Source organism: Bradyrhizobium sp. NC92 (genome assembly GCF_025200865.1).
GTDB lineage: Bacteria > Pseudomonadota > Alphaproteobacteria > Rhizobiales > Xanthobacteraceae > Bradyrhizobium.
On record NZ_CP104171.1, the window covers coordinates 968,127 to 992,713 of the forward strand.

At 65.7% G+C, this 24,587-nt stretch carries 30 protein-coding genes; 23 read left to right on the forward strand and 7 right to left on the reverse strand.

Going from position 1 to position 24,587, the window contains the following annotated elements; translation table 11 throughout:
* Positions 1-21 precede the first annotated feature (21 nt).
* From phnG to N2602_RS04555, 9 genes are read left to right on the forward strand one after another with little or no spacing between them, the layout of a single operon-like run.
* Entirely contained in the window at positions 22-498 is a 477-nt protein-coding gene (phnG, locus tag N2602_RS04515) for a phosphonate C-P lyase system protein PhnG (RefSeq protein ID WP_172785236.1), read from the forward strand.
* 4 nt (positions 499-502) lie between these two features.
* A complete protein-coding gene (gene phnH / locus N2602_RS04520; RefSeq protein ID WP_260381893.1) occupies positions 503-1,111 on the forward strand; it encodes a phosphonate C-P lyase system protein PhnH in 609 nt (202 codons plus the stop codon).
* A 4-nt stretch (positions 1,112-1,115) separates the two neighbouring features.
* The gene (locus tag N2602_RS04525) at positions 1,116-2,231 is read left to right on the forward strand and encodes a carbon-phosphorus lyase complex subunit PhnI (RefSeq protein WP_260381894.1); all 1,116 of its coding nucleotides are present in this window, start codon (positions 1,116-1,118) and stop codon (positions 2,229-2,231) included.
* The gene (locus N2602_RS04530; protein WP_260381895.1) at positions 2,228-3,124 is read left to right on the forward strand and encodes an alpha-D-ribose 1-methylphosphonate 5-phosphate C-P-lyase PhnJ; all 897 of its coding nucleotides are present in this window, start codon (positions 2,228-2,230) and stop codon (positions 3,122-3,124) included. The genes N2602_RS04525 and N2602_RS04530 overlap by 4 nt, the downstream gene beginning before the upstream one ends.
* Positions 3,117-3,914: a phosphonate C-P lyase system protein PhnK gene (gene phnK, locus N2602_RS04535; RefSeq protein WP_260381896.1), complete on the forward strand. Its 798-nt coding sequence runs from the start codon at positions 3,117-3,119 to the stop codon at positions 3,912-3,914. Before N2602_RS04530 ends, phnK begins: the two co-directional genes overlap by 8 nt.
* Before the next feature lie 22 nt (positions 3,915-3,936).
* Positions 3,937-4,635, forward strand: a complete 699-nt coding sequence (gene phnL, locus N2602_RS04540; protein ID WP_260381897.1) for a phosphonate C-P lyase system protein PhnL — start codon at positions 3,937-3,939, stop codon at positions 4,633-4,635.
* Positions 4,636-4,647: 12 nt separating this feature from the next.
* Positions 4,648-5,796: an alpha-D-ribose 1-methylphosphonate 5-triphosphate diphosphatase gene (locus tag N2602_RS04545; protein ID WP_260381898.1), complete on the forward strand. Its 1,149-nt coding sequence runs from the start codon at positions 4,648-4,650 to the stop codon at positions 5,794-5,796.
* A complete protein-coding gene (gene phnN / locus N2602_RS04550) occupies positions 5,793-6,404 on the forward strand; it encodes a phosphonate metabolism protein/1,5-bisphosphokinase (PRPP-forming) PhnN (protein WP_260381899.1) in 612 nt (203 codons plus the stop codon). The genes N2602_RS04545 and phnN overlap by 4 nt, the downstream gene beginning before the upstream one ends.
* A 12-nt stretch (positions 6,405-6,416) precedes the next feature.
* Positions 6,417-7,028, forward strand: coding sequence for a pyridoxamine 5'-phosphate oxidase family protein (locus N2602_RS04555; RefSeq protein ID WP_260381900.1), 612 nt, complete (start codon positions 6,417-6,419; stop codon positions 7,026-7,028).
* 175 nt (positions 7,029-7,203) lie between these two features.
* On the opposite strand, the gene N2602_RS04560 is transcribed toward N2602_RS04555, so the two are convergent.
* Positions 7,204-7,935, reverse strand: a complete 732-nt coding sequence (locus N2602_RS04560) for an SDR family NAD(P)-dependent oxidoreductase (RefSeq protein WP_260381901.1) — start codon at positions 7,933-7,935, stop codon at positions 7,204-7,206.
* Between the two features lie 384 nt (positions 7,936-8,319).
* On the opposite strand from N2602_RS04560, the gene N2602_RS04565 reads away from it, so the two are divergent.
* Together N2602_RS04565 and N2602_RS04570 are read left to right on the forward strand one after the other, a co-directional pair.
* Entirely contained in the window at positions 8,320-8,541 is a 222-nt protein-coding gene (locus tag N2602_RS04565; protein WP_260381902.1) for a hypothetical protein, read from the forward strand.
* Positions 8,542-8,562: 21 nt separating this feature from the next.
* Positions 8,563-9,516 (forward strand): aliphatic sulfonate ABC transporter substrate-binding protein, encoded by a 954-nt coding sequence (locus tag N2602_RS04570; protein WP_260381903.1) that lies wholly within the window; start codon positions 8,563-8,565, stop codon positions 9,514-9,516.
* A gap of 14 nt (positions 9,517-9,530) precedes the next feature.
* Here the strand turns inward: N2602_RS04570 and N2602_RS04575 are convergent, their stop codons facing one another.
* The 4 genes from N2602_RS04575 to N2602_RS04590 all read right to left on the reverse strand — a co-directional run bounded on the left by N2602_RS04575 (position 9,531) and on the right by N2602_RS04590 (position 13,251).
* Positions 9,531-10,034: a DUF6496 domain-containing protein gene (locus tag N2602_RS04575; protein ID WP_260381904.1), complete on the reverse strand. Its 504-nt coding sequence runs from the start codon at positions 10,032-10,034 to the stop codon at positions 9,531-9,533.
* A gap of 68 nt (positions 10,035-10,102) precedes the next feature.
* Positions 10,103-10,885, reverse strand: a complete 783-nt coding sequence (locus N2602_RS04580) for an alpha/beta fold hydrolase (RefSeq protein ID WP_260381905.1) — start codon at positions 10,883-10,885, stop codon at positions 10,103-10,105.
* Positions 10,886-10,889: 4 nt separating this feature from the next.
* Positions 10,890-12,185 (reverse strand): O-acetylhomoserine aminocarboxypropyltransferase, encoded by a 1,296-nt coding sequence (locus N2602_RS04585; protein WP_260381906.1) that lies wholly within the window; start codon positions 12,183-12,185, stop codon positions 10,890-10,892.
* Positions 12,186-12,450: 265 nt separating this feature from the next.
* Complete coding sequence (locus N2602_RS04590; RefSeq protein WP_212259518.1) at positions 12,451-13,251, reverse strand: IclR family transcriptional regulator; 801 nt, start codon at positions 13,249-13,251, stop codon at positions 12,451-12,453.
* A 132-nt stretch (positions 13,252-13,383) separates the two neighbouring features.
* Here N2602_RS04590 and N2602_RS04595 point away from each other — a divergent pair, with 132 nt between their 5' ends.
* Genes N2602_RS04595 through N2602_RS04620 form a run of 6 tightly spaced genes read left to right on the forward strand, consistent with a single transcriptional unit; the run spans position 13,384 to position 18,000 of the window.
* Positions 13,384-14,349 (forward strand): tripartite tricarboxylate transporter substrate binding protein, encoded by a 966-nt coding sequence (locus N2602_RS04595; protein WP_260381907.1) that lies wholly within the window; start codon positions 13,384-13,386, stop codon positions 14,347-14,349.
* Between the two features lie 3 nt (positions 14,350-14,352).
* Positions 14,353-14,970 (forward strand): flavin reductase family protein, encoded by a 618-nt coding sequence (locus N2602_RS04600; RefSeq protein WP_260381908.1) that lies wholly within the window; start codon positions 14,353-14,355, stop codon positions 14,968-14,970.
* Between the two features lie 52 nt (positions 14,971-15,022).
* Positions 15,023-15,883 carry a fumarylacetoacetate hydrolase family protein gene (locus N2602_RS04605; RefSeq protein WP_260381909.1) on the forward strand — a complete coding sequence of 287 codons (861 nt, stop codon included), beginning with the start codon at positions 15,023-15,025 and terminating at the stop codon, positions 15,881-15,883.
* Positions 15,884-15,886: 3 nt separating this feature from the next.
* Positions 15,887-16,690 (forward strand): 2-oxo-hept-4-ene-1,7-dioate hydratase, encoded by an 804-nt coding sequence (gene hpaH, locus N2602_RS04610; RefSeq protein WP_260383610.1) that lies wholly within the window; start codon positions 15,887-15,889, stop codon positions 16,688-16,690.
* 25 nt (positions 16,691-16,715) lie between these two features.
* Positions 16,716-17,111, forward strand: a complete 396-nt coding sequence (locus N2602_RS04615; RefSeq protein ID WP_260381910.1) for a RidA family protein — start codon at positions 16,716-16,718, stop codon at positions 17,109-17,111.
* 13 nt (positions 17,112-17,124) lie between these two features.
* Positions 17,125-18,000: an amidohydrolase gene (locus tag N2602_RS04620; protein ID WP_172785159.1), complete on the forward strand. Its 876-nt coding sequence runs from the start codon at positions 17,125-17,127 to the stop codon at positions 17,998-18,000.
* Positions 18,001-18,030: 30 nt separating this feature from the next.
* Here the strand turns inward: N2602_RS04620 and N2602_RS04625 are convergent, their stop codons facing one another.
* Together N2602_RS04625 and N2602_RS04630 are read right to left on the reverse strand one after the other, a co-directional pair.
* On the reverse strand, positions 18,031-18,759 hold the full coding sequence (locus N2602_RS04625) for a LuxR family transcriptional regulator (protein ID WP_172785158.1): 729 nt from the start codon (positions 18,757-18,759) through the stop codon (positions 18,031-18,033).
* 139 nt (positions 18,760-18,898) lie between these two features.
* Positions 18,899-19,906: an LLM class flavin-dependent oxidoreductase gene (locus N2602_RS04630; protein WP_260381911.1), complete on the reverse strand. Its 1,008-nt coding sequence runs from the start codon at positions 19,904-19,906 to the stop codon at positions 18,899-18,901.
* Between the two features lie 800 nt (positions 19,907-20,706).
* Between N2602_RS04630 and N2602_RS04635 the strand changes: the two genes are divergently transcribed.
* The 6 genes from N2602_RS04635 (at position 20,707) to N2602_RS04660 (ending at position 24,552) form a co-directional block, all read left to right on the forward strand.
* Entirely contained in the window at positions 20,707-21,591 is an 885-nt protein-coding gene (locus tag N2602_RS04635) for a hypothetical protein (RefSeq protein ID WP_260381912.1), read from the forward strand.
* 3 nt (positions 21,592-21,594) lie between these two features.
* Positions 21,595-21,879 carry a hypothetical protein gene (locus N2602_RS04640; RefSeq protein WP_260381913.1) on the forward strand — a complete coding sequence of 95 codons (285 nt, stop codon included), beginning with the start codon at positions 21,595-21,597 and terminating at the stop codon, positions 21,877-21,879.
* Between the two features lie 76 nt (positions 21,880-21,955).
* Positions 21,956-22,495, forward strand: coding sequence for a hypothetical protein (locus N2602_RS04645; RefSeq protein ID WP_260381914.1), 540 nt, complete (start codon positions 21,956-21,958; stop codon positions 22,493-22,495).
* Between the two features lie 12 nt (positions 22,496-22,507).
* Entirely contained in the window at positions 22,508-23,269 is a 762-nt protein-coding gene (locus N2602_RS04650; RefSeq protein WP_260381915.1) for a metalloprotease, read from the forward strand.
* 127 nt (positions 23,270-23,396) lie between these two features.
* On the forward strand, positions 23,397-23,900 hold the full coding sequence (locus N2602_RS04655) for a Twin-arginine translocation pathway signal (RefSeq protein ID WP_212259507.1): 504 nt from the start codon (positions 23,397-23,399) through the stop codon (positions 23,898-23,900).
* Between the two features lie 13 nt (positions 23,901-23,913).
* The gene (locus N2602_RS04660) at positions 23,914-24,552 is read left to right on the forward strand and encodes a ferric reductase-like transmembrane domain-containing protein (protein ID WP_260381916.1); all 639 of its coding nucleotides are present in this window, start codon (positions 23,914-23,916) and stop codon (positions 24,550-24,552) included.
* The last annotated feature ends 35 nt before the right edge of the window (positions 24,553-24,587 follow it).

Sequence of the window (24,587 nt, forward strand, 5' to 3'; positions counted from 1 at the left end):
CAAGTTCTGTCAAAAGGTTCGGTGGACCAGGTGACCCAGCACAACAATCAGCAAGCCCAGCGCAAGGCCGCAATGGCGGTGCTGGCGCACGCGGAGGCGGGCGAGATCGCCGCTCGCCTCCGCAACTTGGCCTCGGACCGGGCCTTGCCGGACCATCAGGACCTGCGCACGCCGGAGAACGGCCTCGTCATGCTGCGCGGGCGGGTCGGCGGCGACGGCGCGCCGTTCAATCTCGGCGAAGCCACGGTGTCGCGCGCCGCGGTGCGGCTTGCGAGCGGCGAGGTCGGGTTCGGCTACACGCTCGGCCGCGACGGTGAGAAGGCGCGGCTGATCGCGCTCTGCGATGCGCTGGTGCAGTCCCGCGATTTCGGCGGAGCGGTGGAGCGCGACGTTATCGCGCCGTTGCGCGAGCAGCTTATGGTCAGGCGCAAGCAGGCGGCGGAAGCGACCGCCGCGACGAAGGTTGATTTCTACACCATGGTGCGCGGTGAGGGGTGAGATCATGACCACGATTGCGGAACTGCCGCCGGGTTTCGCCGACAAGGTGCTGTCGGCGCAATCGACCTTTCGCTCGGTCATGGACGCCATGGCGCGGCCGGGCTCGGTTCAGCGCATCGTGCCGGTGGCGGGGGCGCCTGATACGATGATGCGCGGCACCGCCGCGATCGCGCTGACGCTGTTCGACCACGACACGCCGCTCTGGCTCGATGCGCGGATGGCGGAGAGCGCGGACGTGACGAAGTGGCTCAAGTTCCACACCGGCGCGCCGGTCGTGCAGGATTCGTCAATCGCCTCGTTCGCGCTAATCGGCGACGGCGGTGCGCTGCCTTCGCTCGAGCGCTTCGCGCTCGGCACGAGCGAGTATCCGGACCGTTCGACGACCGTGATCATCCAGGTCGACAGCCTCGCCTCCGGCCGGAGCTTCGAGCTGCGTGGCCCCGGCATCGATGGGGTCGCCACGCTGCGGGCGTCGATCAAGCCTTTCGACCTGTTCGAGCGCCTGCATATGAACGAAGCGCTGTTTCCGCGCGGTATCGATGTGGTGCTGGTCGCCGATGACGCCGTGGTCGCGATCCCCCGCACCACGCGCGTCGTGAGCAAGGGAAGCTAGAAGCATGTATGTCGCAGTCAAAGGCGGCGAACGCGCCATCGAGAACGCCCATCGCTTGCTCGCGCATAAGCGGCGTGGCGACGAAAGCGTTGCGGAAATCGCTCTCGACCAGATCTCGGAGCAGCTCGGCCTTGCCGTCGATCGCGTCATGAGCGAAGGCTCGCTCTATGACCGCGAGCTCGCGGCGCTTGCGATCAAGCAGGCGCGCGGCGATTTGATCGAGGCGATCTTCCTGGTTCGCGCCTTCCGCGCCACGCTGCCGCGTTTCGGTGCCAGCGAGCCAGTCGACACCGGCGCGATGCGGGTGCAGCGGCGGGTGTCGGCGACCTTCAAGGACATCCCCGGCGGCCAGATCCTGGGGCCGACCTTCGACTACACGCACCGCCTGCTCGACCCTTCGCTCGCTGAGGGCTTCGTGCCGGAGACGCCGGCCGCGGCCGAAGCTTCGACCGCGCCGACCCCGCGCGTGACCGACATTCTAGGCCGCGACGGGCTGATCGAATCATCGCCGGAAGCCGAGGACGGCGCCAGCGTCGGCGATCTCACCCGCGAGCCGCTGAATTTCCCCGCGGATCGCGATTTGCGCCTGCAGAACCTCGCGCGCGGTGACGAAGGCTTTCTGCTCGCGATGGGCTATTCGACCCAGCGCGGCTACGGCCGCAACCACCCCTTTGTCGGCGAGATCCGCTTCGGTGAGGTCGAGGTCGACTTTGTCGCGGAAGACGTCGGCTTCGCCGTGCCGCTCGGCGCGATCGAGCTCACCGAGTGCCAGATGGTCAACCAGTTCAAGGGCTCCGCGACCGAGGCGCCGTGCTTCACCCGCGGCTATGGCCTCGCCTTCGGCCAGAGCGAGCGCAAGACCATGTCGATGGCGCTGGTCGATCGCGCGCTGCGCGCGCGTGAGCTCGGCGAGGAGGCGCTTGCCCCCGCGCAGGACGAAGAGTTCGTGTTGTCGCATTCGGACAATGTCCAGGCAACCGGCTTCGTCGAGCACCTGAAGCTGCCGCATTATGTCGATTTCCAGTCCGAACTCGGCCTCTTGCGCAAGCTGCGCCAAGAGTTCTCTAAAGCGTTCGCCGATGCCAACACGCCCGATGCCATGAAGGAGGCCGCGGAATGAACGCGCCCGCCTACAACTTTGCCTATCTCGACGAGCAGACCAAGCGCATGATCCGCCGCGCGATCCTGAAGGCGATCGCGATCCCCGGCTATCAGGTGCCGTTCGCCAGCCGCGAAATGCCGATGCCCTACGGCTGGGGCACCGGCGGCGTGCAGGTCACCGCCGCGATCCTCGGGCCCCAGGACGTGCTGAAGGTGATCGACCAGGGTTCCGACGACACCACCAACGCGATCTCGATCCGCAAATTCTTCGCCAAGACCGCGGGCGTTGCGACGACGACGGCAACGGACCAAGCAACCGTGATCCAGACCCGCCACCGCATCCCGGAGACGGCGCTGAACGCGAACCAGGTGCTGGTCTATCAGGTGCCGATCCCCGAGCCGTTGCGTTTCCTCGAGCCGCGCGAGACCGAGACGCGGCGCATGCACGCGCTCGCCGAATACGGCCTGATGCATGTGAAGCTCTACGAGGACATCGCCCGCTTCGGCCATATCGCCACCGCCTATGCCTATCCGGTGAAGGTGAACGCGCGCTACGTGATGGACCCGTCGCCGACGCCGAAATTCGACAATCCCAAGATGGACAATAGCCCGGCACTGCAATTGTTCGGCGCCGGCCGCGAGAAACGCATCTACGCGATCCCGCCCTATACGCAGGTGGTGTCGCTCGATTTCGAGGATCACCCGTTCGAGCCCTACCGCTTCAATGCGCCCTGCGCGCTCTGCGGCGCGGAGAATTCGTATCTCGACGAGATCGTGACCGACGACAAGGGCGGGCGCATGTTCGTCTGCTCGGACACCGATTATTGCGAGGGCCGCCAGGCCGCCGGCCATCACGGCAGCCTCGGTGCCGCGCCGTACAAGGAAAAGGCGCAGGAGGCCGCGAATGGCTGATCACAATTTGCTCGACAACGACGAGCCGCTGCTGGTCGCAACATCCCTCAGCAAGTCGTTCGGCCGCATCAATGCCTGCCGCGACGTGTCGTTTTCGCTCTATCCCGGCGAGGTGCTGGCGATCGTCGGCGAATCCGGCTCGGGCAAGTCGACGCTGCTGCAGATGCTGTCGGGCCAGCTCACGCCGACCGCGGGCCACGTGTCGTACCGGATGCGCGACGGCGTCACCCGCGATCTCGCCACGCTGGGCGAGGCCGAACGGCGCTTCCTGTTCCGCACCGATTGGGGTTTCGTGCACCAGGATCCCGCACAGGGCCTGCGCATGGCGGTCTCCGCCGGCGCCAATGTCGGCGAGCGGCTGATGGCGGTGGGCTGGAATCATTACGGCCGTATCCGCGACACCGCCTCCGACTGGCTCACCCGCGTCGAGATCGACACAGCGCGCATCGACGATGCGCCGCGCACCTATTCCGGCGGCATGCGCCAGCGCCTCCAGATCGCCCGCAACCTCGTCACCGAGCCGCGGCTCGTGTTCATGGACGAGCCGACCGGCGGACTTGACGTCTCGGTGCAGGCGCGCCTGCTCGACCTCCTGCGCAGCCTCGTCGCCGAGCTGAACCTCGCCGCAATCATCGTCACCCACGATCTCGCGGTGGCGCGCCTCCTGTCGCACCGCGTGATGGTGATGAAGGGCGGCCGCGTCATCGAGACCGGCCTGACCGATCAGGTGCTCGACGATCCACGCGAACCCTATACCCAGGTCCTCGTCTCCTCGATCCTGCCGCCATGAACCTTGCAATATGAGCCCCCCAATGACCGCCATGATCGACATCACCGACGCCGGCAAGACCTTCACGATGCACCTGCAGGGCGGCATCGAGCTGCCGGTGGTGCGCGGGGTAACCTTCCAGGTCAATCCAGGCGAGTGCGTCGTGTTGTCGGGCCCATCCGGCGCCGGCAAATCGTCGATCCTGAAGATGATCTTCGGCAATTATCGCTGCGACAGCGGCCGGATCGGTATCCGCCATCGCGGCGGGGTGGTCGATCTCGCCACCGCCGAGCCGCGTCAGGTGCTCAATATCCGCCGTTCCACCATCGGCTATGTCAGCCAGTTCCTGCGGGCCGTGCCGCGGGTTGCGACCATCGACGTCGTCGCGGAGCCGCTGATCCTGAACGGCATGAGCCGGGCCGACGCACAGGCGCGCGCCGGCGAATTGCTGCATCGTCTCAACATCCCCGAGCGACTTTGGCAGCTGCCGCCCGCGACCTTCTCCGGCGGCGAGCAGCAGCGCGTCAACATCGCGCGCGGCTTCATCTCGGACCTGCCGATCCTGCTGCTGGACGAGCCGACCGCCTCGCTGGATGCCGCCAATCGCGCCGTGGTGGTCGAGCTGGTCGCTGAAAAGAAACATCAGGGCGTCGCCATGGTCGCCATTGTCCATGACGACGAAATCCGTCATCTGATTGCCGACCGCATCGTTGACGTCACCAGCTTTGCCGCCGCGGCCTGAAGGAATGGGGAAATGAAGAAGGAATCCGTGATCGCCAATGCCAGGATCGTGCTGGCTGACCGGGTGATCGAGCAGGGCTGGCTCGCGCTTGCCGACGGCCGCATTGCGGAGATCGGCGAGGGCAGGGCGCCCGCGGGCGCCGAGGATGCCGGCGGCGACTTGATCATGCCCGGCCTGATCGAGCTCCACACCGATCATCTCGAAGCGCATTACGTGCCGCGGCCAAAGGTGTTCTGGAATCCGGTCGCCGCCGTCATCTCCTATGACGGCCAGCTTGCGACCTCGGGCATCACCACCGTATTCGATTCGCTCCGGGTCTGGCGCGAGGACGGCGCCGAGGAGGTCGATGGCCGCGCCGGCGTGCTCGCCGCCGCGATCACCAATGCGCGCGAGGCCAACCTGCTGCGCGCCGATCACTTCCTGCATCTGCGCTGCGAGATCCCGATGCCGAGCGTGGTCGAGGAAGCCAAGGAGCTGATCGACCGTCCGGACGTCAAGCTGATGTCGCTGATGGACCACACGCCCGGCCAGCGCCAGTTCCGCGACGAGGTCAAGCTGCGCGACTATTACCGCGGCAAGGGCGGCGGCAAGACCGATGCCGAGCTCGACGAATTGTTCGCAAAGCGTTTCGAATATCAGAGGCTCTATGCCGCGGCGAACATGCGCGAGATCGTGGCGCTGGCGCATCAGTACAACATTCCGCTGGCGAGCCACGACGATACCACCGAGGAGAACGTCGCGGACGCCGTGCGCGACCGTGTCTCGGTCGCGGAATTCCCGACTACGCTGGAGGCCGCACGCGGCCTGCACCAGGCCGGCATCGACATCCTGATGGGCGCGCCGAACGTGGTGCGCGGCGGCTCGCATTCCGGCAACATCGCCGCGGTCGATCTCGCGCGCGAAGGCCTGCTCGACATCCTGTCGTCGGATTACATCCCGTCGAGCCTTTTGATGGCCGCGCTGCAATTGCCCGAGCATGTGCCCGCGATCAGCCTTCCGGCAGCGGTTCGCACGGTGACGAAGGCGCCCGCCGAGGCGGTCGGCCTCACCGACCGCGGCGAGGTCGCGACCGGCAAGCGCGCCGATTTGATCCGGGTCCATGTCGCAGGCCACGTTCCCGTGGTCCGCAGCGTGTGGCGCGAAGGACACCGCGTCGCATGAGCGAAATGGTGACCACGGCGCAGGGCGAGGCGGGTGCGATCGGCCCCGGCCGGCTTGTGCTCGTGGTCGGCCCCAGCGGCGCTGGCAAGGATACCTTGCTGCGGCTGGCGCAAACTGTCTGCAGCGACGATCCCGACATCGTCTTCCCGCGCCGCATCGTGACGCGTGCGTCCTCGGCCGATGAAGACAATATCGCGGTCAGCCCCGACGAATTCCGCCGCGCGCGCGAGCACGGCGACTTCGCCGTGCACTGGGAGGCGCATGGGCATTGCTATGCACTGCCGCTCGAGATCAACGACGACATCCGCGCGGGCCGCACCATCGTCGTCAACGTCTCGCGCACCGTGATCGAAGCCTTGCGCCGGGCCTATGCCGAGGTCGTGGTGGTCGCGATCACGGCGCCGCCGGACGTGTTGGCGCAGCGGCTTGCCGCGCGCGCCCGGAAGAGCGACGGCGACATCGCCGAGCGGCTGTCGCGCAGCGTCGACGAGGCGTCGGCGCAGGCGGATGTCACCATCCTCAATGCCGGCAGCGCGGATTATCACAGCCGCCAGCTGGTACGCGTGATCAGGAATCAAGGCTGGCAAGACGAGTTGTCGGCGCGATAGAGAGAGTGTGGAATGACGGTGATCGAAACGATCGAACAGCTGGAAGCCATCTACGGCGCCACCAATGACGCCTCGACCGTGAAGGTCGCCGACCACGTCACCCCGCTCTACCGCATCTTCATCGAGAAGGCGCCGTTCGCCGCGCTCGCCACCATCGGGCCCGAGGGAATCGACTGCTCTCCGCGCGGCGATCTGCCCGGCTTCGTCCGCATCCACGACCCCAAGACGCTGATGCTGCCCGACCGCCGCGGCAACAACCGGGTCGATTCCTTGCGCAATATCGTGCGCGACCCGCGCGTGTCGTTGATGTTCCTGATTCCCGGCTCCGGCAATGCGGTGCGGACCAACGGCCGCGCGCATCTGTCGATCGATCCGGAGCTGCTGGCCTCGTTCGAGGTCGAGGGCAAGGCGCCGCGCAGCGTCATGGTGATGAACGTGGAGGAGATCTACTTCCAATGCGCCCGCGCCATCGTCCGCGCCGACCTCTGGAATCCCGACAAGCGCGTCGATCCGAAGTCGTTGCCGACGCCGGGGCAGATTCTTGCGGAGATGAGTGACAACAAGGTCGGCGGTGCGGAGTACGACCGGATCTGGCCGGAACGGGCGGCGGCAACGATGTGGTGAGTTCCTTCTTCCCCTCTCCCCTTGTGGGAGAGGGTGGCTCGCCGCGAAGCGGCGAGACGGGTGAGGGGTCTCCATCCTCACGAAGAGTGTTGCGCGCGGATAGATACCCCTCATCCGGCGCTTCGCGCCACCTTCTCCCACAAGGGGAGAAGGAAGAAGAGCCCGCCGCTCCGCTTCAATTAAACGCCATCCCGCCGCTCAGCGCGATGGTCTGTCCGGTCATGTAGGCATTGTCGACCAGCAGCATCACGGCTTTCGCCACCTCATCCGCCGTGCCGAAGCGGCCGAGGGGGATGCGGCCGACGAGCTGGAGCTGGCCGCTCATCATGTCGGTCTCGATCAGCGATGGCGCCACGGCGTTCACGGTGATGCCCTCCTTCACCAGCCGCGCCGCATAGCCGCGCGTCAGGCCCTCCATGCCTGCCTTTGACGCATTGTAGTGCGGGCCGATCGAGCCCGCACCGCGCGCGGCACCCGAGGAGATGTTGACGATGCGGCCCCATGTCCGCGCGCGCATCGATGGCAACACCGCTTGCGTGCACAGGAAAGCGGATTTCAGGTTGACCAGGATGGTGCGGTCGAAATCATCCTCGGTGAGATCGTCGACGATGCGCGTGATCGCAATGCCGGCATTGTTGACGAGGATGTCGATCGGCCCGAGCCCGGCCGTGACACGCTCGACCATATCAGCCACGGCTTCGCGCTGCGAGACGTCGGCGGCGACCACGATGGCGCGGCCGCCCTGCTTGCCAATCTCCCCCGCCAGCTGCTCGGCCTGGTTAATTCTCTCGCGGCAGTTGATCGCAACCGCTGCACCTGCTTCGGCCAACGCACGACAGACAGCTGCGCCAATTCCGCGCGAGCCGCCGGTCACGAGCGCCGTGCGCCCCTTCAGAGCATCCGCCATGCCTGGAACCTCCCATATCATTGGCGTTGGGAGCGTATCATGCCCGCTGCCCGCGCGCGTTGAACTCATCGCGAGATGAATCCGTCTGTCCGTGCTTGCGGCGAGAGAACCCGCCCAGCGCGCGCGCCGCAAATATGGATAGCCATTTCATTGACCAATCCTGCCGATCGCTCGATATTCGAGGCACCGAAACTGCTCATCGAGCCTGAAGCCGCATTATGAAACCCGATCGCCAGCGCAATCAGAACGACATGCATGCGTGCATGACGCGGCGCTGTTTCTCTGCGGCCACGGGCGCCTGTTGTTGCTGCTGACCGTTTCCTAGCAGCACCTCACACCGAAAATCCCAAGACAGAAACGCCGAACTTCGGCGAACGAGCAGTCATGTCCCAGATCCAGTCGAACGCCTACATCATCGAAATCCACGACCGCGCCGCCGGCATCATCACGCGTGATGAGCGCGGCTTCCGCTTCTTCTCCTCCGAGCGCCTGTTCGACAGCCTCGAAGGCCGCCAGTTCCGTTCGGCCCGCGAGGCCGAGCGCGCCGCCCGTGCGGTGTTCTCCGAGCGTGGCGGTCGCGCGAGCTCGCAACTTTTCGCCAACTGATCCCACCGAAAGGACCGCGTTATGATCAATCGACGACACATTCTGGCTACGACGCTGTTGCTTGCGACGGCCCTGGCTGTACCCGCCCACGCCGAGGACAAGCCGGCGGAAATCCGCATCGGCACGCAGAAGGGTGGTTTCTTCCCGGCGGTGCGCCAGCGCCAGACTCTGGAAAACGCCTTCAAACCGCTCGGCATCGAGATCAAGTGGATCGACTTCCAGTTCGGTCCGCCGCTGCTGGAGGCCATCAATGTCGGCAGCGTCGATTTCGGCTATGTCGGCGACTCCCCGCCGATCTTCGCGCAGGCCGGCGGCGCCAAGATCCGCTACGTCGCTGCGGTGAAATCCGACGGCAACACCCAGGCGATCATCGTGCCGAAGGATTCGCCGATTCGCTCGCTCGCCGATCTCAAGGGCAAGCGCGTCGCCTTCGGCAAGGGATCGAGCGCGCATAATCTGCTGGTCGCCGCGCTCGAAAAGGCCGGCCTGTCCTGGTCCGACATCACGCCTGCGCCGCTCGCCCCGGCCGATGCGACGGCAGCCTTCGTCAAGGGCTCGGTCGATGCCTGGTCGATCTGGGATCCCTATCTGGCGATCGCCGAATTGAAGGAGAGCGCGCGCGTGATCGCCTTCGACAAGGACGTGCACAAGCCGAATGCGTTCTACATCGCCAACACGGATTTCGTGGAGAAGTATCCGGCGCTGGTCGCGAAGCTGAACACGACCTTCGCGTCCGAAGGCGTCTGGGCCAACGAACACCACGAGGACGTCGCCAAAGCCCAGGCAGACGCGACCGGCGTTGACATCGAGGCCGTCAGGCGTTTCGTGGATCGCTCCAACTTCCGCGTAGTGCCGCTCGACGCCGAGGTGGTCAGGAGCCAGCAAGCGGTCGCCGATCGCTTCGCAAAGCTGGGCCTGATCCCGAAGCCGGTCAACGTCTCCGACATCGTCTGGAAATGGACGCCGGGTTCTTGAACCGGCGCGACTGATCAGCTCCGGCGGCGCGCCCTGGTGCGCGCCGCCTTCTTGGCGGCAGCGGAGCGGACCTTTGCGCCTTTGGTGCGGCTCGCCTTCCGCGCCGTGGCCGAGCGGGACGCTGCGGTTCGGCGGCTTGCGGCTCGCTTGGCCTGTTTCGACAGCGCACTGCGCGATGCGGTCGATCGCGGCTCCTTCTTCAGGACGTTCGTGACGGCGCGCGATACTTTCGGCCTCCGCTTCGGCGTCCGTTTGCCCTGGCCGACCTCATAGGCATATTTGGCACTGCGCCGCGTCGCCTTCTTGGTGCGTCCCTTGCGCGGTGGCGGCAGATCGACGCCGGCCCGGCGCGCCTCGGACAGGCCGATCGCGATCGCCTGCTTGGTCGAGCGCGCGCCGTGCTTGCCCTTGCGAATCCTGTCGATCTCGTCCTTGACGAATTCGCCGGCCTGCGTGCTGGCCGACTTGCCGGCGCGCTTGTCTTGCCTCGCTTTGCGAATGACTTCCTGTCTCGGCATGGTCGAGTTCCCCTTCTTGAGTGAGAGGGATGTCTGACCGCAACGCGCAAGACAGGAGATCGATCCGTTTAGTTCCGCAGCGCCGCCAGCAGCTCGTCCGGCCGCTCGGCCATGATCATGTGGCCGGCGCCGGGCACCACGACGGTCTTTGCATGCGGGATCGCGGCGGCGAGCGCCTTGCCCGCCTTGGCCGGCGTCATCATGTCCTTTTCGCCCAGGATCAGCGTTGTCGGCACCTTCACGCTCGCTGCAGCGGCAAGCGCATTCGTATAGGAGTTGCAAGCCGACAGATCCCTGAACAGCACGCCCGGCTCGCATGACTTCAGCACCGCCTGCGCACCGCCATGCATCCACAGACCGGGCGCAAGGCTGCCGCCGAGTTCCGCATTGAAACCGAGGCCCCAGATCGAGACCATGTCGTTGGCATCCTGCGAGTTGGCTTCGGCGGCCTTCAGGAGATCCGGACCCACCGTCATGGTCGCGGCAGTACCGATCAGGCTCAGCGCTGAGACCTTGTCCGGATGCCGCGCCGCCGTTTCCAGCGAGATCAGCGAGCCCATGGAGTGGCCGATCAGATGCGCCTTCGCAGCGCCTGCCGCTTCGAGCAGCGCTGCTGTCCAGTCGGCCATCTCGGCGATGCTGTCGAGTGAAGGCCCAATAGAGCGGCCGTGGCCGGGTAGGTCGGGCGCCAGAACGGAAAAACCGTGATGGGCGAACCAGCGCGTGTGCAGCGCCCAGGTTGAATGGTCGAAGCCGGCGCCGTGGATGAAGACGACCGCGGGCAGGGATTTGTCGAAGTCGCGGCCGCCGGTTGCGACAAACACATCGGTGCCGTTGACGGAGAGCTTCATGATGTCAGGCCTTTTGCGAGATGCGCAGCGCTTGATTGAGGTCGTCGATGATGTCGCTTGCGGTCTCGATGCCGACCGAGAGCCGCACCAGCTCCTCGCCGATGCCGGCCGCCTTGAGCTGCTCGGCGTCCATCTGTTGATGCGTGGTCGAGGCCGGATGGATCACCAGCGTCTTGGCGTCGCCGACATTGGCGAGATGGCTGATCATGCGCAAGCTCTCGATGAATTTGCGCCCGGCGGGGCGCCCGCCCTTGATGCCGAAGGACACGATCGAGCCGGCGCCGCGCGGCAGCAGCGTCTTTGCCAGCTGGTAGTCCGTGTGATCCTCGAGCGAGGGATGCAGCACCCAGTCCACCGCCTTGTTGGCCTTCAGCGCTTCCAACACCAGATGCGTGTTGTGTATATGCCGGTCCATGCGCACGCCGAGCGTCTCGACGCCCTGGAGCAGCTGGGATGCGTTGGTCGGCGACAGGCAGGCGCCGAAATCGCGCAGGCCTTCCGTGCGGGCGCGCATAATGAAGGCGGCCGTGCCGAACTGCTCGTCGAAGACGATGCCGTGATAACCGCCATAGGGTTCCGTCAGCACGCCGAACTTGCCCGATGCGCGCCAGTCGAAGCGGCCGCCGTCGACGATGGCGCCGCCGATCGCGATGCCATGGCCGCCGATCCATTTGGTCGCCGAATGCATGACGATGTCGGCACCCAGCTCGATCGGGCGGCTGAGATAGGGCGTGGCGAAGGTGTTGTCGATCAGAAGCGGAATCTTTGCCTCATGCGCGATCGCCGCAACCTTGGGAATGTCGAGCACCTCGAGCCCGGGATTGCCGATGGTCTCGCCGATCACGAGCTTCGTGTTCGGCTTGATCGCCGACCGGAACGCGTCGTGATCGCGCGGTTTCACGAACGTCGTGGTGATGCCGAAGCGCGGCAGCGTGTGCGCCAGCAGGTTGATGGTGCCGCCATAGAGCGAGCTCGACGCCACGATGTGGTCGCCGGCATTGAGCAGCGTGACGATCGCCAGATGCAGCGCCGCCTGGCCGCTGGCAGTGCAGATCGCGCCGACGCCGCCTTCGAGCGCGGCAAGCCGCTCCTCCAGCACGCCGGTGGTCGGATTGGAGATGCGGGTATAGATGTGGCCGGCGCGCTCCAGGTTGAACAGCGCCGCGGCGTGGTCGGAATCCTGGAACACGTAGGACGTGGTCTGGTAGATCGGCACCGCCCGGGCGCCGGTCGTGGGATCCGGATGCTGGCCCGCATGCAGGCTCAGGGTCTCGAAGGCAGGCGGTTTCGGCGCGGGCATGCGTGGCCTCGTTGGTCGGTCGGTGATGGCGGCCGTTGTGCCATAAAACGGTGTGCCAAGTCAGCCCATTGACAGCGCGACAGCGGCAGTGCGCCCCCTCGCCCCGTTCTTACGGGGAGAGGGTTGGGGTGAGGGGCTGCCTCCGCGAAAACGGTGGCAGTTAGACTCGCGGAGACTCCCCCTCACCCGGAATTCAAGCTTCGCTCGAATTTCGGCCTCTCCCCGCAAGCGGGGACAGGCGAAGAAATGCCGTCCGGTGTCGTCGCTAGCCCCCGATCGCCTGCTCGATGATCCGGGCTTCCCGCAGCAAGATCTCCGCGACCTCCTGCTCGCGGCGGGGGCCGAGCCGCGTGCGAACGGCGGAGACTGTCATCGCCGCAGCCGGTTGGCCGTCCGGCGTCTTGATCCAGGTCGATATCGATTTCGTCCCCTGCACCAGGCCGGTCTCTCTCAGGCCGTATCCGAGGCGCCGTGCGGCGGTGACCTCGCCGAGCACGGTCGCGACGTCGGTCCGGTAGGCCTCGAACCGCTTCTCGTTCGCCGCGACGATCCTTCGTGCCTCCTGCGCCGGCATCGCGGCGAGGATGACAACGCCCGCGCTGGAGACGCCGAGCGGCCGCCGCGCGCCGACCTCGATCGACAGCACCTGGATCGGATAGACGCCGATCCGGCGGTCGACGCACAGCGTGTCGTTGCCGGTGCGCACGGTCAGGAACAGCGTGTCGCCGATCTCGGCAGACGCGCGCTGCAGCGACGGCGTTGCCGCGACCAAGAGCCGCGAGGGCCGCGGGCGCGCCAGCGCCAGCTCCGGCACCTGGTTGCCGATCGCGTAGCGGCCGCTCCTGCCATGCCGCTCGACGATGCCTTCCTCGATCAGCACGTGGACGATGCGATGCACGGTCGGGCGGGTGAGGCCCGTGGTGCGGACCACCTCGGCCAATGGCACACCGTCCTCGCGCCCCGCGGCAAGAATGCGCAGCACCGCGAGCGCGCGCCGGATCGCCTGCGCGCCTTGTCGCGGTTCCACGGCGCTGCGGGCGAGTTTCGTTGCACGTCTCTTGTCCATAATATGGACAAGAACGCCACAATTCCCTCGACAGGGCAAGCGCGCATCGGGAGATTGCCCTCCGATCGGGATGCCATGCACGAAAGTCATCGGCGCCCGATATGGAATTGGAAGCGCCGCCGGGAGGTTAACATGCGATTAATCTGGATTGCCATAGCTGCCGTTACTGCGATGCTGGCCGGGCCCGCGTTGGGCCAGCAATGGCCGGCGCGCAACGTCAAGCTGATCGTGCCTTATCCCGCCGGCGGCAACGTCGACAGCGCCGCGCGCATCGTCGCCGACAAGCTCCAGGAAAAGCTCGGCCAACCCTTCGTCATCGAGAACAAGGCCGGCGCCGGCGGCATGATCGCGGGCGAAGCCTTCGCCAAGTCGGCGCCCGACGGCTACACGCTGTTCGTCGGCGCCAACGGCCCGGTGCTGTTCGCAACCGAGATCAACAAGCGCGACGCCTATAATTGGAAGAAGGACTTTCTCCCGATCTCGACGATCTCGATGACGCCGCTGGTGCTCGAGGTCCATCCGTCGGTGCAGGCGACCACGCTCAAGGAGTTTCTCGATCTCGCCAAGCGCGAGCCCGGCAAGCTGACCATGGCCTCGCCCGGCCCCGGCACCACCAACCATCTGCTGAGCGAGCTGATGCAGTCCAGCCTCGGGCTGCAATGGGTCACGGCGCATTACCGCGGCAACGCGCCGGCGATCAACGATCTCCTGGGCGGCCAGGTGCAGTTCGCGTTCGACCAGCTCACGGTCAGTCTCCAGCACATCAAGGCCGGCCTGTTCCGTCCGCTCGCCGTCACCAGCCCGCACCGATTGAAGTCGCTGCCAGATGTGCCGACCTTCGCCGAACTCGGCTACAAGGACTTCGACGGCCAGACTTTCACCGGCCTGTTCGCGCCAGCAGGCACGCCGGCGCCCATCGTCGAGAAGCTGCACGAGACGCTGGTCGCGATTCTCAAGGACCCCGCCGTGATCGACAAGTTCGAAAAACTCGGCGGCGAAGCCACGCCGATGACGCCGGACGAATTCAAGGCCTATCTCGAGCGCGAGGACGCCAAGTGGATTCCGGTGGTGCGCAAGGCCAATATCAGGGCGGATTGATCGATGCGGATCGACCCCACCGAGCTCGGCGCCGAGCGCATCTACCGTCTGATGACCGGCATCGTGGTGCCGCGCCCGATCGCGTGGGTGACGAGCCTGTCAGCCACGGGCGTGCTCAATCTCGCCCCGTTCAGCGCCTTCACCTTCGTCTCGCAGAAGCCGCCGATGCTCGCCATCAGCGTCGGCCGCAAGGGCGCCGACTACAAGGACACCGCGCACAACATCCTCGATACCGAGGAATATGTCATCCACATCGCCGACACCCCGCTGATGCAGGCCTTGCACGACAGCTCCGTCGAGCATCCACCTGAGGTCAGCGAGGTCGAGCATCTCGGGCTCGAAACGCTCGCTAGCGAGCGCATCAAGGTGCCGCGGCTCGCCGCCGCGCCGGTTGCGATGGAGTGCCGGTTCCGGCAGTGTCTCGAATTCGGTGACGCCAAGAGCCGGCTCATCGTCGGCGAGGTCGTGCTGTTCCATTTGCGCGATGGCCTCGTCAACGACGGCAAGGTCGAGACCAGGGCGCTCGACCCGATCGCGCGCATCGGCGGCCCGCGTTACGCCCGGCTCGGCGAGATCGTGACGCTCAACAGCGTGTTCCAGACTCCCAAATCGAAAGACTGAGCGCGCGGGGCTCATCGCCAGCCGCCGCCCCAAGATCATCGGAGGACATCCAATGCGACTGCTGAGCTATCTCCTGGACGGCGAGGCGCGCTATGGCGCGGCCGTGGACGGCGGCGTGGTCGATCTGACCAGGCGCATCGGCCGCGACTATTCGGATGTGAAGGCGCTGATCGCGGCCAACGCACGCGTCGACGCGCAGGAAGCCGTCGCGGGACAGAAGCCGGACCATGCGCTCGACCAGCTCGTCCTGCTGCCGCCGGTGCTGGCGCCGGAGAAGCTGTGGTGCATCGGCGTGAACTACGCCGAGCGCAATGCGGAATACAAAGACAATTCGGACCTGCCCAAATACCCCAGCCTGTTCGTGCGCAGCATGTCCTCGATATCAGGCTCCGGCCAGCCGATCGAGAAGCCCAAAGTCTCGGATCAGCTCGACTACGAAGGCGAGCTCGTCATCGTGATCGGGCAGGGCGGTCGCCACATTCCGCGCGAAAAAGCGTGGTCGCACATCTTCGGCATGACCTTGTGCAACGAGGGCACGATCCGCGACTGGCTGCGCCACGGCAAGTTCAACGTCACGCAGGGCAAGAACTTCGATCGCTCCGGCAGCATCGGCCCGTGGATCGTCACCGCGGACGAGCTCGACCCGCGTGGTCCCCACGACATCACAACGCGCGTCAACGGCGAGGTGAGGCAGCAGGACACCACCGAGCGGCTGATGTTCCCGTTCGACTTCCTGATCTCCTATCTCTCGACCTTCGCCACCCTCAAGCCCGGCGACATGATCGTGACGGGCACGCCGACGGGCGCGGGCGCGCGCTTTGATCCGCCGCGCTGGCTCAAGGCGGGCGACGTCGTCGAGGTCGAGTCGAGCCGCATCGGCGTGCTGCGCAACACGGTTGCCGCGGAGCAATAGATGATGCTGGATACCGCCACCATCGAACGCCTCGCCGCGCGCCTCGATGAAGCCGAGCGCACCAAATCGCTGATCCCGATGTTCACCAAGGACTATCCCGATTTCAGCATCGAGGACGCCTACGCCGTCCAGCGCGCCTGGACCAAACTCCAGCTCGGCCGCGGCCGCATCATCAAGGGCCACAAGATCGGCCTGACCTCGAAGGCGATGCAGAACGCGGTCGGCATCAATGAGCCCGACTACGGCGTGCTGTTCGCCGACATGTTTTACGCCGATGCCACGCCTGTTCCGTTCGACCGCTTCCACGCGCCAAGAATCGAGGTCGAGCTCGCCTTCGTGCTGAAGGCGCCGCTGCGCGGACCCGACTGCACCATCTTCGACGTGCTCAACGCCACCGACTACGTCACGCCCGCGTTGGAGATTCTGGAGACGCGCATGCACCGCGTCGACCCGGAAACGGGCAAGACGCGCAAGGTCATGGACACGATCTCGGACAACGCTGCGAATGCTGCGCTGGTGCTCGGCGGCCGGCCGATCCGCCCGATGGATGCGGATCTGCGCTGGATCGGCGCATTACTGTTCCGCAATGGCGAGGTCGAGGAGACCGGCCTTGCAGCCGGCGTGCTCAATCACCCCGCCAACGGTATCGCCTGGCTCGCCAACCGCCTCGCGCCCCATGACGAGCATCTCAAAGCCGGCGAGGTCGTGCTGGCGGGATCGTTCACGCGTCCGGTCGACATCCGCCGCGGCGACACCTTCCATGCCGACTACGGCGCCTTCGGCTCCGTGTCATGCCAGTTCGTCTGAAACAACAACAAGCAGGGAGCGCACCATGAGCGGCCAAACGCGGCGCAAGAGCATCCACATCGGCGGCTTCAAGCACGTCAACCCGATTCCGAACGCCTGCCGCATCGGCAATCTCGTGATGTCGGGCGTCATCCTCGGCCGCGATCCCGTGACCAATGCGATGCCGGAAAGCCTGGATGCCCAATGCGCCAACATGTTCGCGCATATGAAGGCGACGGTGGAGGCCGCCGGCGGCACCACCGACGACATCATCAAGATGACGGTGTGGCTGAAGGATCGCGCGCAGCGCGGGCCCCTCAATGTCGAATGGCTGAAAATGTTTCCGGACGAGCATTCGCGCCCCGCACGCCACGCGCTGCCGATGGACAACATGGATGGCGGCGCGCTGGTGCAGTGCGACTTCACCGCCGTGATCGACTGAGGAGTTCTAGCGCATGCCGACCTATCTGCCGTTCGACCCCAACCCGCGCCGTCCGATCAAGGCGCCGCCGCCCAAGACCATCGACAGCCAGTTCCACGTGCTGGGGCCGATCGAGAAATATCCGGAACGTCCCGGCGCCGCCTATCGGATGCCGACCGCGACGTGGGAAGCGGCGCTGCGCATGCACAAGGCGCTCGGCATCGAGCGCGGCATCATCGTGCAGACCACGACCTACGGCGCCGACCATGCCGTCGTGCTCGACGGGCTCAAAGCGATGGGCCCGAACTATCGCGGCTGCGCCAATGCGCTGGTGTTCGCGGAAGCCAGCGACTCCTATCTCGCCAAGCTGCACGACGCCGGCGTGCGCGGCGCCCGCTTCAGCTTCCGCCAGGAACTCGGCGCGGTGCTGTCGGACGCCGATTTCGCCCGCGCCATCGCCCGCATCCGCGAGTTCGGCTGGTACGTCAAGATCCAGCCGGAGAAGGACGGCATCGTCTCCAGCGTCGCCAAATACGAGAACCTCGACGTGCCCGTGCTGATCGACCACATGGCGCGGCCTGACCCTGAGGCCGGCAGGAACGATCCGAACCTGCGCAAGATGCTGGAGCTGCTGGCCAAGGGCAATTTCTGGGTGATGCTTTCGCTCGGCGAGAAGACCTCGAAGGCCGGTGCGCCCTACGACGACGTGATCCCGATCGCGCGCGCCTATATCGAGGCCGCCCCCGATCGCTGCGTCTGGGCCAGCGACTGGCCGCATCCGGTCTCGGTGAAGCAGCCGCCGAACGATGCCGATCTGCTCGAGCTGATGTACCGCTACGCGCTGGATCAGGCCGAGCTGGAAAAGATTCTGGTGCACAATCCGGCCAAGCTGTTCGGCTTTGCCGACTGATCGGCTCCGGTCGCGATCGGCCATTCACGCTCAGGGCGAGATGATCCGGTCGCGCATGGCGATCATCACGGCCTGCGTGCGGGTGGCTGCGCCGAGCTTCTTGCAGCAGCTGCTGATGTGCGCCTTCACGGTGCGTACCGTAATGGTCAAGGCGTCGGCGATCTCGTCGCTGGATCGCCCGACGGCCGCGAGCGTCAGCACCTCGCGCTCACGCGAGGACAGTACGAGCTGCGGAGCCTCGGGCCGGCCGCGCAGCGCCAGCACCCGGTCGAAGGCGTAAAGCGCCATGAGGTGGAGCGCGGGGAGATCGCGCTCCGGCAGGTCGATCTCGGCGCCGCCGAACCACACCTGGCCGGTGCGGCCCGCTGGCGAGATGACCGGGATCACCACGCCATCCACCATGCCGAAATCGCGGGCGCGTCGCACGAGCTCGACGGCGCGCGGCTCCCGTTCCGGATCGTACGGCGCTTCCCTGAACCAGCGGAACGGCTGAAGCGTTGTTCTGCAATGACGCAGCGCAGGATCGTGCCACACATACTGCGCCTCGGAATACATATCGAGAAAGCCGGCCGGCAACCGTTCGGCGAGAACCGCCTCGCGCGGCTGTTCGGTCGACAGCGGGGCGACATATGAAGTGCAGAAATAGTCGAAGCCGTGCTGGCCGAGCGTGCGGCTCATCGCATCCAGAATGCTCGCGGCGTCCGGGAGCTGCCGCACCGTCTCGACGAAATCGAATGCGCGACTGCGGACCACGTCCATCGGCGGCCTACGATCAGGCTTTGAGGGATCGGCGCTACGCTACCCTTCCAGGCACCGAGTGTAGGACGCCAAGGCCGCAACTGCAATCTGCGCGAATTTGCCACGCTCGGAGGGCATCGCCGACGTCCGGCCCCGGTGATCACCGGGCCGGCTGCGCCGCCAGGCGGCCGCGAATCTCTGCTGCGATCTCGAACGAGCGCAGCCGCGCGGAATGGTCGTAGATCTGCCCCGTCGTCATCAATTCGTCCGCGCCGGTCTCGGCGATCAGCGCCTTCAGCTTCGCTTCGACCATATCGGGCGAGCCGACCGCGGAGCACGACAGCGACTGGCCGACCATGGCCTTCTCAGCCGGCGACCACAGCGCCTCCATGTCGTCGACCGGCGGCGGCAACGGGCCGGGCGTGCCGCGGCGCAGGTTGATGAACTGCTGCTGCAGCGAGGAGAACATCCGCTGCGCCTCCGCGTCGCTCTCGGCCGCGAAGACGTTGACGCCGACCATCGCATAGGGCTTGTCGAGCTGTGCCGAGGGCTCGAAGCGCGCGCGATATTCGCGCAGCGCCGGCATCATCATCTGCGGCGCGAAATGCGAGGCAAAGGCGAAGGGCAGGCCGAGCATCGCCGCAAGCTGCGCGCCAAACGTGCTCGATCCCAAAATCCACAGCGGCACCTTGGTCCCCATGCCGGGCACGGCGCGGATCGCCTGGTTCGGCTGCACGTCGCCGAGCAGCGCCTGCAGCTCCAGCACGTCATGCGGAAAGTTCTCGGACGTGGTGGCGAGGTCGCGCCGCAGCGCCCGCGCGGTGAACTGGTCGGTGCCCGGCGCCCGCCCGAGCCCGAGATCGATCCGTCCGGGATAGAGCGATTCCAGCGTGCCGAACTGCTCGGCGATGACCAGCGGCGAGTGGTTCGGCAGCATGATCCCGCCGGAGCCGACGCGGATCGTCTTCGTGCCCCCCGCGACGTGTCCGATCACCACCGACGTCGCCGCGCTGGCGATGCCCGTCATGTTGTGATGCTCGGCCAGCCAGAACCGCTTGAACCCCCACCTCTCCGCGTGCTGGGCCAGATCGAGCGAATTGCGGAAGGCCTGCGCCGCGTCGCCGCCTTGGCGAATGGGGGCGAGGTCGAGCACGGAGAAGGGGATCATGGGGAGGGTACCGGTGAGTGGATGCGCATTGGCCTTTCACATGTAGTGCCCGTCCATGGGAATGTTAGCGCCGCCGCGCAACGCTCGACCATGTCGGTCAAGCATGGATGGATACGGATCGTATTGAAATAGCTGGCGTTTTTCAGGCGTCTGGCAAGCGTCCCTGCGTTGCCGCTGATGCGCGCTGGCAGGGCATCGGTGTGGAGCCTCAGCTCCCTCTCGCGGAGCAGGAACCTGCAGGCCAGCTACGGCACGACGGCGGTTGGGCCTGCGTGCGTCATTACGACCCGGCCCCCAGCCGCGCGGCAGGACCGCCAACTCCGGAATTGTGCGAATTGCCAGTGGCAACCATCGCGAGTTTCATGTTTAGTGACACGTATTGTTTGAAGGCCTGTTTTGTGAACGAAGCCGCATCCTGAGACGCGATTGATTGTCGATGGAGCGACCATCGTGAGTGAGCACCAGCAAAGCTGGGCTCGCGGAAAATGTTTTGGCAAGGCGTCCTGGCCGCGGGGCTGCGCCGCACAATAGAGAGTTGGATCATGGGTGGTCCTCCGGGCGAAGTGGCTCCTCCGGCGAGCGGCATGCCTGCCCCGGCAAGGAACGGTTTCAAGACCTGGATGGTGGTGACGGGCTTCATCGTTGTGGCAGCCGCGACATTCGCTTTGGTGCGTTGGGCCGAGACTGGCGAGCAGCCCAAGCTCTCGGTCGCAAAGCAATGGAACGAGGCGATCCAGAAACTCGGTTTCGAGCCGGTCTATCCACCCATCGAGGACATCCAGGTCGGCGATGTCTTTGCGATGATCTCCGACGACGCGGTCAGCGATTCGGCGACGGACGAGCCGTTCGCGGGGCGCTCCATCAAATTGCTGCATCTCGATATGACCTCGGAAATCGAGGATGCTTATCGGGCCGTCTATCAATTCCCCGCCACGAATGCCCGTCCCGACCATGACGGACAGGTCTGGCCGCAGACGGTCGCCACCGACTCGCTGTTTAAGCCGCCCGCGACCCGGACCACCCTTCCGCTCGTGCTGTTCCCGCGCTTCACCATCACCAATGTGAAGCGGGCAAGCGGCAGCGCCAGCGCGATGTCCCAGTTGTTGGGCGGCGGATTTGGTGCCGATGCAAGCTCGACCGAAACTGTCGAGGTCAGGTTTTCAGCCACCGAAACCTATGGTGTTCCGGCGGTGCCGGCGGAGCTTCGGCTGCTCGACTTCTGCGAAGATGACGCGACGAAAGGGTTCTGCACGCAGCAAGGGTTGCGCAAACAGCTTTCGATCCTGATCGGCAAGAGGATCGACGACAAGGTGAAGGATCGCAAGACTGGCGTTGAGCGGCCGCGCTTCTCGGTCGAGCTCGCGCTTGTCAGCCGCGTGTTCCTGGCACGCTCGATTCAAACCAGCATGGGCGAGGATGGCGGTACGCGGGGGAACGTGGGGGTGAACCAGCAGGCTGTATTGCCGGCGGCGGCCGCGCAGGCGGCCCCCGTGGCTGCAGGCGCGAGCGGCGACGGCAAGCCGCAATCCCCCGCTCCGACGCCGCAGGCTGGCCCGAACGGTGCGCCGGGCGGGGCGATCGCGTTCGAGCGCCGCGCGACGTCGAACGTGCTGTTGCCGGATACGCTGCTGCCGCGCCCGGTCGTGGTCGGTTTCAAGAGCGTTCGATTGAGGCCTGTGGAGTGAAGGATGAGCACACGCAAGACACTGATGCTGGCCAGTCTGGCGCTGATCGCGTTTCAACTGCCTCGCGCTGAGTTGTTCAGCCGGATCGCCGAAGGCTGCACCTGCGACCGAAGCAAGATGGCGTGCAGGATCCAATGCTCCGACATTGGGTCGGGATCCGGCACGGGCGGCGGGTCGAGTACGTTCAGGATTGCTCCTGATGTCGATCGTCCAGTCCCGGAGCGGCCGATCGTCGTGCCCTCGACGGTGCCGGATATCAGGAGTTCGACCGGGCAGATCAACAGGTGATCGGCTGACTGACCGATCGAGATGCCGGTGCATCTGGCGGCTTTGGCTTCGTAGTTTGGGGTGCAGGGGAATGCAGATGATGTCGAAGGGATCGATCCGGTTTTTGATCGCGGCCGTGTTGGCCTGCCTGCTTCAGACGCAGGGGACGCGGACCGCGGCGGCGCAGGCGGACCCGCGGCAAATCCTGACGGCCGTGATCCAGCAATTGCAGACAGGCACGCCGAACTGGACCTGGTACGGCCCGCAGCTCTGGCAGACGATCGCGATGCAGACGGGCAACAGCGGCGTCTACCCGCAACTGGTCCAACTCGGGCAGGTGACCAATGTCGTGCTGAACGGGCAGACCCAGCTCCCTGCGGGACCGGTCTATTCCTTGGTCGCGCAGCATCAGCAGGGCGTGTCGACCTGGCTGTTGGGCATCAGCCTCTATACCAACCGGATCGAATACGCGAACTTCAACATCGGCTCCACGCCCCAGTCCCTGCCGGCTCCACCCGTGCCGCTCCCGCAAACCGCGGCTCCAACTCCCGGAAGCGTGCCAAATCCGCCGGCGAATGCCCCGCCCCAGACAAGCGGCACCTCGGAGGCCTGCCGAAGATTTCCAAATCTCTGCTAGGGAGACATGCAGATGCTGACAAGAAGATGTTGCATCGGCTGCGGCCTTTTTCTCTTCGGCGGCATCGGCGCAGTGGCCGCCGACGCTCGCCACAATCCGGCCTATGGCTGCAGTCTGACCGCGAGCGAAGCCGGCAACATTCTCGGCAACAAGCCTGAGGGGCAGGGCGGCAGCGTGCGCGAGAGGCCGTCAATTCCCAAATCGGGCGACAAGGAATTCGACCGTGCGCTGGCAGAGACGCTGGTCCGGATTTCCGACTGTCTGAACGTCACGCCGAGCTTCGCCTATTTCGACGACTTTGACTCACCGAATGCGTTTGCATTGCGCGAGAAACGCGTGGCCGAGACCGATGGCACGGTGCTGTTCGGCCAACGACTCCTGAAGCAATTGATGGCCGACCCCGAGGCGGGAGATGCCGCGGTCGCCGGCATCTGCGCCCACGAGTTTGGACACGTGCTGCAGTGGAAGGTGGGGGTGGACGAAATTCTCCTCGAGGGGCAGCCCACCGTCAAACGGGTGGAACTGCATGCGGATTTCCTGGCCGGCTACTTCGCAGGCGTTCGCAAGTTGCAGCAATCGAGCTTCAATGCCGCCGCGATTGCGCTGACGCAATTCAACGCGGGCGACAACATGCTCAAGCACCCGAAACACCACGGCACCCCAGAGGAACGCGGCAAAGCGATCGTCAAGGGTTATCAGACCGGACACGACGACAGGAAGTCGCTGTTGGACGCCCTCAATATCGGCGAGAAGTTCATCAAGAACAACTTCTGACGCGGCTCTATTTGCTTTCACAACAGCGTTATTGCGACCCGGGGCGCCCTTCATCGCAACTGGGCGTCTGGCGTCTGTTGCTGTAGTCTCTTTGGTGCCACTGCACTGCTCGCCCGGAGGAACCGACATGACCACGGTCGCACTCACCCGCCGCAATCTCCTCGTCGCTGGCGCCTCCGTCCTGACGACCGGTGTCTTGGCAACCGGCGGTTCCGGCCTCCTGCTGCCGGCCCGCGCCAGCGGCCTCGCGCCGACCGAGTCGATGTCGGGCGGCGCGAACAATTACCGCAAGGGCGCGGCGATCGTGGATCGCATCGGCAAGGGCGGTTTCTGGATGAGCGGCACCGTGCGCCGCGCCGGGGACGGGGCTCCGCTGGCCGGGCAGCGCATCCAGATCTGGGCGCACACGGTCGAAGGGCAGGAGCATGAGCCGCAGAGCCACGGCGCCACGCTCACCGACAAGGACGGCAAGTTCCGGCTGGAGATGCCGCAGATCATTCCGATCTTCGGCCAGCCGCACGGTCATCTCGCCTATGACAGCGGCGAGTTCAAGACGGTCTTCCTGCGGCCGGTGATGCGGAGCGCCAAGGAGACCAGCCTCGAGGCGCACTTCGTGCTGCAGCCGGCTTGAACCCGATTTGCAGATGAAGGGATGGAGATCGGCCCGGGCGCCCCTGATCTGGGCCGCCCTTGCCTTGGCGATCGGCGTGCCGGTCGCCGCTGCCGCAGCCAGCGAGCAGCTCGCCTGGCGCGGTCCTGTCTACATCCTCGCCGGTTTCGCCGGGATCATCGCCCTCGGTCTCGTGCTCGTGCAGCCTTTGCTGATCGGCGGCTACCTGCCGGGCTTGTCGGCCTATCGCGGCAGGCGCGTCCATCACTGGATCGGCGGCACGCTTGCCCTGGCGATTCTGATCCACGTCGCGGGCCTCTGGGTCACCAGCCCGCCCGACATGATGGACGCGCTGACCTTCTCGTCGCCGACGCCGTTCTCCCCCTTCGGCGTGACCGCGATGTGGGCCATCTTCATCGTTGCGCTCCTGGCTCTGTTGCGAAGGCCATTGGGCTTGCGGCCGCGAACCTGGCGCATCATCCATATTCCCCTCGCCATCGTCATCGTCGCGGGCAGCGTGATCCATTGCCTCCTGATCGAGGGAACGATGGAGACGATCTCCAAGGCGGCGCTTTGTGCGCTCGTCCTCGCGGCAACGGTGAAAGTCATGATTGACCTGAAGGTGTGGCGAAAGCGGCGGCTGCTGCGCAGCGAGGGCATTGCGCGACAGTAATCCGGCGGATCAGGTCAGCTTCGGGACTTCCCCCG